Genomic DNA, 11370 nt, shown 5'->3' on the forward strand with positions numbered 1-11370 from the left:
GCTCCCCCTTTCCCTAAATAAACTGTCTTATTTTATCTATATAACAACAAAGGGCATGTGCAACATTTTGCACATGCCCAGGCTGATAGGGAAGCTTTTAATCTAATAAGTAATTTGATACAGACTTAATTGCAATTTAGAGATTGGTATTTACTCTTCTCAAAAAGAACATCTTCATAATTCTCGCACCAATACCAGAATAACTGATTTTTCTGGCTATCATTCAATTTATCTGTTTCTTTTATCATTTTAATAGCCCTACTATTATCTTCCACACTTAAACCTGTATCTTTTTTCTCATCAGGCTGCCTCTTTACCCAAGAGCCCGTTAACAAAAACATAATATCTATGCTCTGTATATCTTTATCTGTTAACGTTCTAGCATTGCCGTTATATATCCTATTCATAAGATTATACGCTTTTATCATTTCAGAAACCAAACCGATTTCTTTGTATTTCTCTTTTACATTATTGTAATCAATACCATGCGCTACAACACCTTGAGGACCTTTCAATACACCTTGAGTACACTTGTATTCAACCAACATCATTCTGTGCTCATCAGGACAAATAATGACTAAATCTATTTCCGGTCTTTTTTTATCAGGAAAATACGTACTTGGAATGGCTGTTTCGAAACCACATACGGAATATGATCCGTTTTCATATGAAATATTATTTACCGCGATAGGATGTTGGGTATGCCTTTCATGTTCTTGGGGTTGTGCGCAGGCAACTCCATCTAATAAAGCTTTTAAGTTACGACAATTATTATTTGAATTATTTATGAAGGTCTTTAAATCAGATTTTATATTCTCCCAATCACTTCCTAAATATTTTTCATAACTGCCACTTAATGCACACTTTACTACATCATCCTTAATCTCCGCAAAGGCGTATCCCGCATAATAACAAAGAATACTATTTTCCCCAGGAATTGCAAGCACAGAATAACCTATCTTTTTTGCATTTGATATCAAACTCCTTACCTGCTCTATTGTTTCTTCTTTGTAATCATCTTTTCTGTAAAACGGTTTCTGTCCCATACTAAATTCTCCTCTAAGGTGTTTATGTAAAATTCACATTCATATCATTCGCCATATATTTTTTAAATCCTTCTTTACCTAAAACCAATCATGAAATGGTGCATCATCATCCCAGAACAGCAGCCAAAACAGCACTATCTCTCCCAAGGTGGCTGAACGCAGTCCGGACCAAAGAAGCCAAACACATAAAATAGATAACATCAGCCATATTATAAAAATTAGAAATAGCATTTCATTCATCGCCCAACACCTGTCCATTACCATTCTTGTCATCATCCTTCTTCATCAGCACCTCACACATAGCAACAACTGCCAGATAATCATGCCAATCATACGGATTCTTTCTGTACCCTTCATTTACCAATTTCCTAAATTCTTCTAAGGTTCCTTCCCACGCGCCCCCATTATACATATTATTTCCTGGAAACTGGATTAAATTATCATCAATATAACACGTCAAGTAATCATTAAAGGTTTCACCTTTACCAAAAGGACCTACCTGTACAATTTTGGAGGGAAGTGTGGCACCTAATAAGCTAGTACCATTTAGGCTAGCTCCATGCAGATTAGCTCCCTCCATATCAGCAAAATACAGTGAAGCTCCATCCAAGTTCGCTCCACGCAAATTAGCGTTTATCAACCGAGCTGACTCCATATTCGCCATACTCAAAGATGCTCCACATAGGCAAGCCTCAGTAAATTTTGCATTATTAAGGTCGGCATTATACATTCTTGCTCCATATAATTGAGCTTTGCTTAAATTAGCATTATTTAGATCAGCATTACGCAAATTCGCTCCACTCAATTTAGCTCCACTCAGATTGGCTTTGCTAAAATCAGCTCGGATAAGGGAAGTCTTGCGCAAATCAGCTCCACTCAATTCAGCCCTATACAGGCAAGCATAACGAAGGTCAGCGTTGCGTAAATCAGCTCCAATCAAATTAGCACCATCTAATTCAACCAAACGTAGGTCTGCTCCACGCAGATCCACTCCACTCAAATCAACATTACGCAAGTCTTCCTCAAAAAAATTTGCTTTTTTTCCGCCTTTCTTACCTTTAATCCACATTTTATGCAGCTTTACAATCTCCTGCAGTTTATCCTTATCCATAAAAATCTCCCCTTCTAAAACCAAGAAATACGCTTTTTTATATAATAACAATGGGCATGTACAATATTTTGCACATGCCCTATTTAAGTATATTTATATTTTGGAGTCCCTGCTCGATTAACTCAGGAAAGGCATGGCTGCTGGTGTGTTTGGAAAAGTTATACAAACCCGATTGTAGTCTTAGTTTTTTTGTACATCTTTTCTGCATTTACAGAAAAATCCTCTGCCGTAAGAGAAGTTAAATCCTTACGGCTTAACCTTTTGCCATTGGATTCTTTTATAAGTCTATCTGACTGCTTCATCATTGCCTGTTCCAAAAGATTTCTGGCAAAACGCCCATTGCCAAATTCCGATTGTTCGCAAGCACATTTGAAGATATCCAGACACTTTTCACGCACCTCATCGTCAATTACATAACCCTTATTTTTTACCATAAGCTCAAGAATTTGAAGCATCTCCTCAGCATTATAGTCAGGAAAATCCAAATGAAAAGCGATACGGCTTCTCAGCCCTTCATTTTCCGACAAAAAATGCTCCATTTTATCGGGATACCCAGCGAAAATAACGATGACATTATCCCTTCTGTTCTCCATTTCCTGAACAATGGTATTTATGGCCTCCGCCCCAAAGGAATTTGTATCATCCACCAATGCATAGGCCTCATCAATAAACAATATACCTCCCACGGCTTCACGGAATTTTTTCTGTACGATTTGAGCTGTCCAGCCCACATATTTGCCTACCAAATCGGCCCGGCCACATTCCACAAAATGTCCAGTTTCCAGTACACCTTCCTGTTTTAAAATTTCCGCCATAAGGCGGGCAACCGTGGTTTTAGCACTACCCGGATTACCGGTAAAAAGCATGTGCTGGGATACATTGTAGTTATCCAGCCCCAATTTGCTTCTGGACTGTCTAATTTTGGCAGTATTAATAATTTGGTCCACCAACGCCTTTATATTCATAAGCCCCACCATATTCTTAAGTTCTTCATAAGGCTTGTTTCCTTTCTTATTTTCTTTGATAGCAACCTTTTCAACTGCCTTATATGCTTTGTACGCTTTGCTTTTCAGCCCATTACTAAACCATTTATTATAGGTTTTATATACTTCAGTTGCCGTAAAGGTCTTAGTTTGGGATGGCAATGCCCTTTCCAATTCTTCCCGGGATGCCTTGAATTGTGATTTTGTTGTAAGCTTTTCCAAGTAATTGACCGCCTGTTCCTTATCTCCCCGTCCTTCGCAGATTTCTATCAAGTGTATGTCTTCCTGGACAGACGCAATAAGACCTTTGCTAAACCCAGGATTTTCAGAAATCTGCACCAAAAAGCAAAGTGTATAAAGCTGGTTATCCATCACTGACTTTGCAATAAAATCCACTACCTCCCGATAAGCCGAAGCATACACTCCATGATCTTCATCAGTACCACTCATATCAATAGCCACAGCCGAGCCTCTGCCCGTTTTAAACATTTGCTGAAATTCTTCATCATCATAGCAGTGCTCACTAATGTTATTAACATAGCTCACCCGTCCGCCCAGAAGCCGCTTATTTGCCTTCAATGCAAAAACAAGAAGGCTAATAATATCATTAGCAGCCTGTACTGTGCCAGCTTTAATAACATAATGCACGGGATTACCATAATATTTCTTTTCATTCTGGCGGGAATAAATTCTGTCAATCTCCTCCAACAGACTTTGATCAGCCATAATTTCATCAGCAAGGCTTTTAATTTTTCTTTTTGTGATGTTCTCCTGCCGATATACATGTTCTTGAACACGAAACCGTCTGTTTTCAAAGTAATCAAGCCCCAGCTTATTTACTATATTCCAGCCACTATAAAAGTTCTTGTCATTTGCCTTATCAAGAAGTTTATTAAATTCTTTTACTGAAATCTCGTGAATATTATCCACTACCACCTTTTTAACGGCATAGTTATCCAAAAAGTGATTCTTAAGCCACTTTTCACAGTCCTTTAAAGTAATTTTTTCCAAATTGCAGGCCCAAACTATATCCCAGCGTCCGTATTCACCACTAACAACCGCAACACTCAGGTTGTCATCTAGGCCGCAACAAAACCCAAGATCATCGTTAACATCATTAATAATGCGGACAATTTTTTTATCATCAATTTCCGGATTCAAGGTTTCCTTATCATTATTTCCACACTGTAGGGACTCATATATCAATTCAGCTTTGTAGATAATCATTTTGCCCGCCTCCATTTTTAGTAGCCATATTTTTTTAATATCATCTGTTTCTTTTATATGTATTCTACAATATCTAATGTACAATATTATGTACATTAGAGCGTGCATATACAAAAATTCCCAGATTTTTTCATCTGGGAATCCATGATTTCTGTATTCACATTGTAAAATTATGTCATGCCTTGTATTTCTCCCACAAAGCCTTTGCATCGGATTGCAGCTGTTGGCGCAGATTATCCGGCTTTAATATCTCCACATAGGGACCGAATTGAAGTGCCCAATATCTTAGAGCCGAATAATTGCACTTTATACGGGCAATAATATACTCATCTTTCTTCTCAATCTTGAAATCCGTACCAAACCAATCTACCAAATCCCCCATCATATCAGGCGTAGTTTTAATTTCAGTCCAAACGCTATCCCCGCTGAACATATAGATGTGCTCTGCCATATGAGTTGGCAAATTCAATCCAGTAGCTAGTTCCGGTACCTCTTTTCTTGGCTTAATGACTTCATCGAGAAGCTTTATGTCCGTCATTTTGTCTATACGAAAATGAGCGACATTATCATACTTGTCATAATTTCCAATAAGATAAAATCTACCATTATTGGCCACTATCTGATAAGGATTAACCTTATAGGGCTCCTGCCTCTTAGGATGGAGCTTAAAGTCGGTTCCCATTTCATTGTAAATAAACTCGATTTTCTTCTTTACCGCTATGGCATCATTTATTATTTCCAATGAATACATTGCCTGCCTGTTTATCGTTCTATTTAATTCTGGCAAATTGCATACATGGGAAACCTTGGCATTAAAATACTTACTAGCAAAGCCCTGCAGCTTCTTTACCAAGTTCTGGGCCTGTCTTGTGGAAATAGATTTTGAAAACAGCACGCTGTCAATCAGTATACGCAGCTCAGAATCATCAAACTCCCTAGAAAGTAGTTTGCAACCTCGACCACTGTCAATATCCCAGCCCAATTCTATCAGTTCCTTGATGCGACTACCCACAGTACGGCGATCACAAGTAATATCATAGTCCTTTTCCAGTAACTTTATTATGTCCTGCTGTGTAAGGGCATGATCCTCATCCGAATACTCCCGCAAGATATTCAGTATATACATATTCAGCAAGTGCTTATTTCCAGTGCCTTCCATAACCTTCCCTACCTTCTGCCAGTATATTACTTTACCTCGGATATCTTCTACAAAGCCCAGTATAATCCTTTTTTCCACCATGCACACATCTCTATTTCAATTTAAAAATATCATCAACTACACTATCTATTGTTGAAAAAACTGTATTCATATATTCTTTAAATCCCGCTTCATCAAACAGCCTTAAATATTCTTGATTGCAGTTCCGAAAATTCACTTCATTATTCTCATTCAAATATTTCCACCAATACCATACACTGCTTTTTGAACCTAGTTTTATATCCTCCGGCATCAACCAATTTGTAACATAATCTTCCATATAAGTTGACTTCTTTGCCTTATGCGGACAAACGCCAAAATAGATATGCTCCATTATTTCAAAAACCAATGCCAATTTACCCTCTAAGTTTTTATCCTTAACCGGGATGATGTATATCAACCCTGGCCAAGTGTTTTTGTTGTCCTTATAGTATTTTCCAGCCTGGTCATAATAGGCTTCTATGCAACTAGAATATCCCTTATTATCCATGTACTGTTTAATTGCAGAAAATACTTCCCGCATCTTATCTGCTTTAATATCCGGTAAAACGCTTGCTATCTCCATGGCAGCAACTAAATTATCATGCGATGACATGATTTTATCTTTTATTTCCATTGCCAATTTTCCTCCACTTTTACTGGTTAAATCTCTGATAACATTTCTAAATTGAACTAACAGTTCTCTGACAGAGTATATCTGCTCTATTTCCTCTGCTGAAATGATTGCTCCCAACCAATTGAGAATATCTTGTTCAAAGGAAATACATTGATATTGCTCCGATGAAAGTTTTCCCTTGCTTTCACTACCAGGTTCATGCTCATGCAATGTTAAATAATAAACCTTTGCCTCAGAGTCTTTTTTCACTGCATAATTATAATAGTCCTGACATTGCTTAGCCTGATCTTCTGCATAAACCTTTACCTCGATTGGGAATAACCGATTGCCAATATGGATAACCATGTCTATTCGACGCGAGTTATCTATAAATTCCTCACAAAGCACCTTAGCATTATTATATTCCGCATCACTAAATCCAATACCAGTTGGTTTTAGCACTATACTTATAAACTTTTTGAGAAAAATACTCCCCTGCCCATGGCTTCCAATCGGATCTAAAAGCTCCCTTAAAAATCTGCAAATATGTACCTCTCTGCTAGCAATGCGGTTAATATAAAACACATTAAACTCTCTGCCATTTCTAAAGTTTTCTGCCCGATGTGAGGCAACTAATATACGAACTTCCTCCAAAAGCTCAATCATCTTTTTATTCATGATGTCACCCCTATTGCCTTTATTATTCTCCATTTTCAGCATCTTTTTCTATAATACTTGTTTTATTAATACCCTATAAGTTACTCAACATTTACTTTCTACACCCTATCATAAAATCCTTTTACAAATTTTCCCCTTTAGAAGATACACCTCCATAATTTTTTTACTTTTTCTTATCTTCTTGGCTATATCTTAGCAAAAGGTATGTACACTATTTCGCACATAACTTTCTCAAACCAAAAGCCCACTAAGAAGTAATTAACTTCCAAGTGGGCCATAAATTTATTGACCTATCTTTAACCGAATTTTAGGTGGAAACCTATCCTCAAATGTATTAAGAATCTTAATTAACGGCTGATCCAGAAAAGTAAGTGCATGTTTTCTTATTTCTACTGGAACTCCATAATAAGCCTCAGCTACACCTCCACATATAGCGGCCAGTGTATCACTGTCGCCACCAATAGAAATTGCATTTCGGATAGCATCTTCAAAATTTATTGATTCGAAGAATGCCATTAGTGCTTGTGGAACTGTCCCCTGGCAAGACACATCGAACTTGTATGTAGGACGGATTTCATCCAGAGTAAAATTCATTGGGTAGTAGTTCTCATTGATATATTCTCTGATTTCCAAAAGCCTACTACCAGATTTGGCCATGTAAATCGCCACTGCTGTTGCCTCGGCCCCTTTAATGCCTTCAGGGTGATTATGGGTTACTTCAGTAACTTTCTTAGCAATATCCTTAGCCTCTTCAATACTGTTTGCTACAATGCCTGCTGCACTTACGCGCATAGCAGATCCATTACCATAACTATTATAAGGCTTAGGAGTATCAGAAAACATCCATTCACGGAATCGCCAACCATATCCGCAGTTAGGATACTTACGACCAACTTCCTGCATACACTCGATTGCCTTCTTTGGCAAATCACTATAGTCAGGTTTACTAAGCAATATTGCCTTTGCCAATGCCAATGTCATTATACTATCGTCGGTAGGGCAGCATTCATCTGTAAGGAATTCGAATTCTTTACTCTTGTGATTATTCCATTCGAAACGAGAACCGACAATGTCACCGATTATTGCACCAATCATGATAACTCTCCTTACTGTAATATTATTTCTGTTCTTCTATAGGAAGGATATTTTTCCTAAATCAACAAATTAACCGTCCCCAAAGAACATCTCAGATTTTTAGCTACGATAATCTCAGTGATATTTTTGTTTTTAGTTTCGGGATAATAAAAATTTTCACGATACATAAACATTATGATATCTGCTTCCAATTCCAAGTTGCCAAATACACGCACATCATCAAGCTTTGGTCGCTTTGTTGGACGTTGTTCCACACTGCGAGGTAATTGGGACAAAACTATAATCGGAACATTTAATTCTCGGGCTACTGACTTTAGTGAGCTGAAAATATCCGAGAAATCCTGCTGTTGGTTACACATGGCATCTTCAACCATGTCGCCCTGTATAAGCTGGAGATAATCTAAGATAATTAAATCCAGGCCCCTTTCTTCCTTCATTCTGCGCGCTTTGTTACTCAACTCAATTACGGTAATACCCGAAGTATCATTTTCCAGTGAAAAGAAAGCTACATTTTGGTGCTTAATAGCCAAATTTGTAACTATTTTATTGGCAAATGTTGTTTTTCCCATACATGGACGGGCTGCTATCAATATTAGTTCACCACTGTGTACACCTGAAATAAGATCATCCAGCTCCGGGAAACCTAAAAATACTCTCTTTTTACTAATATCATTATTATAGTCACTCCTAGTATTCATTTTGCCCCCTCCTTTACCGGACTATTTCATTTCTCCAACACAAATCCACTCCAAGTATCTGCATACTGTAATAACAATGTAAGAGGGGTTTCATTGGTCGCTACACTTCGGTTATCCTCCACATACTGTCCATCATGATATACAATGGCCTGTGTCTCTTCCTCGGTTAGCGGAAATCTTTGTGCCACCAAATACAGACTCCGCACAGGAACACTCAAATAAGTTAGGTTTCCATTCCAGTAATACGGATTCTTGTATTTGCTGTCTGGTGGATTTTTGATATAGAGAGGATTTCCTGGCATTCCCGTTTTCCCCAAATCATGCATAAGAGCAACGATTACACAACTTTCATCGGAAATTTCCGGAGCAATTGCTGCTTTTATTTTCAGCATAGTTTCCGCCACATTGATGCTATGCTCCAATAATCCCTGCTCACAATTAAGGTGATATTTTGTAGACGCAGGAGTTGTGAGATATACAGTCTCTTTTTCTACAAATTCCATTAATTTCTCAAACTGCTCCCGTCGTTCTACCACCTTATCTTTCAATGCTTTAAGCCGTTTCATCAGCCCTGCTGTTCTAATATCCTTTTGATCTGTCATTATATTGCACCTCCGTAATGCATTTCTTACATAATTATCTATCCTTGGTTATAATATATCAAAATCTATGTACATTATAATGCACATTAAAACTCCCAGATGATTTTTATACATTCTGGGAGTCTGATATTTAAATATTTACATTGTAGTTTTTGGGATCAAATATGTATTTTTTGATTCATCAGCAGTTTGTGCCATTTTGGCACAAACTGAATTTTTACCTTTATTCAATCTTCTGCATCCCCAAACAAAATTTTCATGAAATCACGCTTGGCCATTATTATTCTCACGACCTCAATATTATTACCCCGAACCCGGTAAAAAGCAAAATACTTTTTATAACGCACAGCATAAAATCCTGTAAACAGTCCACGATATTTCACCATTACACCAGAAAAAGGAAATTGTTTCTTATCCGCAATTAATTCTCTAAGCTCATCCACATATTTATCAGCAGTATCATAATCCTTGGAGGCCTCATAAACACCATCCCAGACATCCATCATGTCTCTGGCTGCTTCTGGTGTATACCGCAAAAGATATTTCATTTGCGTCCATGCCTCCTGAGCTTAAGCTGTTTCTCCAATTCTTCTTCAGAAACCCATCCTTCTTCATCGGCTGACCGTAGTCCAGCATTTAACTCACACATAAGCTGAATCATTGCCTCAGCTTTCTGAAAGTTTTCTTCATCCGCCATATCCCTAATACTATAGGCACCGCGCCCATTTCGGGTAAGGTATACCGGACTGCCAACCTCAACTTTTTCCAAAACATTACCATAATTTCGTAAATCCGAAATAGGAGTAATTGTAGGCATACCACCACATCCTTTCACGCTTTATATAAGATGATTATAGCATTAATACGCATATTCTTCCAACAAGTTTCGATAAATTCATCGAACAATTTAGTATGTTCAATATGAAATACATGCACCAAAAAATTGTCATTCTGGCAATTTTATTTTTTTTAATAACTCACACATAGCAATAAATGCCATATATTCCTGCCGCCACGGGTTATCACTCCCATCCGGAAAAGCTGACGGACACACCCTATCAAGAAATTGCTTAAAGCTCTCCAACGAACCCTCAAAGCTACCGAATTCATGACAGTAGATTATGTCAGCATCAATATTATATGTAATATAAGTTCTAAAGGTACCAAATGGACCGGCCTGTACAACACGGTATGGCATATCAACAAAATCAAAATTTGCAATTTCCACCCGCGCACCCCGGATATCTACACCTCTCAGGTCAGTATAATCCAGGTTCGTTCTATTCAAATTTGCTTCCCGAAGGTCTGCCCCCTTTAGATTAGCTCCATACAAGCTGGCCCTATACAATTGGGCTCCATTCAGACGGGCATCACGCAGATCAGCCCTGCCCATATAGGCTCCACGCAGTTCCGCCCCTTCTAGGCTTGCTTCACGCAAATCAGCTCCAATAAGAGTAGCTTCTATCAGGGTAGATTTACTAAGGTTAGCTCCCCTAAGATTGGCAGTTTCCATATCACTCTTTGTATTTCTCCCACATCCCCTGCACATCGATTTTTATCTGATCTCTCAATGCCATTGGGGATAGTATCTCCACATATGGGCCGTACTGGAGTATCCAATGACGTAGGGCGGAATAGTTACATTTGAGTAGCACAACTATACTTTCATCAGATTCTTCTGTGATTAAAAAATTGGTCTCAAACCAATCTGTCAAGGCCCACATCATATCAGGTGTGGTCTTTATCTCAGCCCAAACACTTTCCCCACTGAACATATATATTTTTTCCGCCATATGTATGGGACAGCTCAGGGCTTTGTCAAATGCCAGATTATCATTTATATCTCTACTGGTTTCTTCAAGGCGCTCCACCTCAGTCATCTTATCCAGCCGAAAATTAACAATATCGTCATATTCTTCAATACTTCCAATTAAGTACAGCTTTTCATTAACAGAAATCACCTTATAGGGACTTACAATATATGGCTCCTGCCTGTTCAGATGCAGTTTAAGATCTGTCCCCAGGTCATTGTAAAAAAATCGGATTTTCTTTTTATCCTCTATGGCAGCATTTATAATGTCCTGCCACTCCTGTATTCTATTGTTCCATTTATACATAAAATCACCTTCCGGAATAC

At 38.0% G+C, this 11370-nt stretch carries 12 protein-coding genes; all 12 read right to left on the reverse strand.

The window, feature by feature from the left end; all coding sequences use genetic code 11:
- Positions 1 to 125: 125 nt before the first annotated feature.
- The gene (locus T355_RS0100820) at positions 126 to 1046 is read right to left on the reverse strand and encodes a hypothetical protein (protein ID WP_027396081.1); all 921 of its coding nucleotides are present in this window, start codon (positions 1044 to 1046) and stop codon (positions 126 to 128) included.
- Between the two features lie 232 nt (positions 1047 to 1278).
- On the reverse strand, positions 1279 to 2157 hold the full coding sequence (locus tag T355_RS14575) for a pentapeptide repeat-containing protein (protein WP_051555291.1): 879 nt from the start codon (positions 2155 to 2157) through the stop codon (positions 1279 to 1281).
- Between the two features lie 158 nt (positions 2158 to 2315).
- Positions 2316 to 4367 (reverse strand): AAA family ATPase, encoded by a 2052-nt coding sequence (locus tag T355_RS14580; RefSeq protein WP_027396082.1) that lies wholly within the window; start codon positions 4365 to 4367, stop codon positions 2316 to 2318.
- A gap of 175 nt (positions 4368 to 4542) precedes the next feature.
- On the reverse strand, positions 4543 to 5607 hold the full coding sequence (locus T355_RS0100840; RefSeq protein ID WP_331279571.1) for a WYL domain-containing protein: 1065 nt from the start codon (positions 5605 to 5607) through the stop codon (positions 4543 to 4545).
- A gap of 10 nt (positions 5608 to 5617) precedes the next feature.
- Positions 5618 to 6838 carry a PD-(D/E)XK nuclease family protein gene (locus tag T355_RS0100845; RefSeq protein ID WP_197019536.1) on the reverse strand — a complete coding sequence of 407 codons (1221 nt, stop codon included), beginning with the start codon at positions 6836 to 6838 and terminating at the stop codon, positions 5618 to 5620.
- Positions 6839 to 7120: 282 nt separating this feature from the next.
- Complete coding sequence (locus tag T355_RS0100850) at positions 7121 to 7933, reverse strand: ADP-ribosylglycohydrolase family protein (RefSeq protein ID WP_027396085.1); 813 nt, start codon at positions 7931 to 7933, stop codon at positions 7121 to 7123.
- Positions 7934 to 7989: 56 nt separating this feature from the next.
- Positions 7990 to 8631, reverse strand: coding sequence for a DnaB-like helicase C-terminal domain-containing protein (locus T355_RS13105; protein WP_051555292.1), 642 nt, complete (start codon positions 8629 to 8631; stop codon positions 7990 to 7992).
- A 26-nt stretch (positions 8632 to 8657) separates the two neighbouring features.
- Positions 8658 to 9233 carry an HD domain-containing protein gene (locus T355_RS0100865; RefSeq protein WP_037329616.1) on the reverse strand — a complete coding sequence of 192 codons (576 nt, stop codon included), beginning with the start codon at positions 9231 to 9233 and terminating at the stop codon, positions 8658 to 8660.
- A gap of 227 nt (positions 9234 to 9460) precedes the next feature.
- Positions 9461 to 9781, reverse strand: coding sequence for a type II toxin-antitoxin system RelE/ParE family toxin (locus tag T355_RS13110; protein WP_037329620.1), 321 nt, complete (start codon positions 9779 to 9781; stop codon positions 9461 to 9463).
- Positions 9778 to 10050 carry a hypothetical protein gene (locus T355_RS0100875; protein ID WP_027396088.1) on the reverse strand — a complete coding sequence of 91 codons (273 nt, stop codon included), beginning with the start codon at positions 10048 to 10050 and terminating at the stop codon, positions 9778 to 9780. The genes T355_RS13110 and T355_RS0100875 overlap by 4 nt, the downstream gene beginning before the upstream one ends.
- Before the next feature lie 129 nt (positions 10051 to 10179).
- A complete protein-coding gene (locus tag T355_RS14585) occupies positions 10180 to 10746 on the reverse strand; it encodes a pentapeptide repeat-containing protein (protein WP_051555293.1) in 567 nt (188 codons plus the stop codon).
- Position 10747: 1 nt separating this feature from the next.
- Complete coding sequence (locus tag T355_RS13120; RefSeq protein WP_051555294.1) at positions 10748 to 11350, reverse strand: helix-turn-helix transcriptional regulator; 603 nt, start codon at positions 11348 to 11350, stop codon at positions 10748 to 10750.
- Positions 11351 to 11370 lie beyond the last annotated feature (20 nt).

The organism is Anaerovibrio lipolyticus LB2005, from assembly GCF_000621545.1.
Taxonomy (GTDB): Bacteria; Bacillota; Negativicutes; order Selenomonadales; family Selenomonadaceae; genus Anaerovibrio; species Anaerovibrio lipolyticus_A.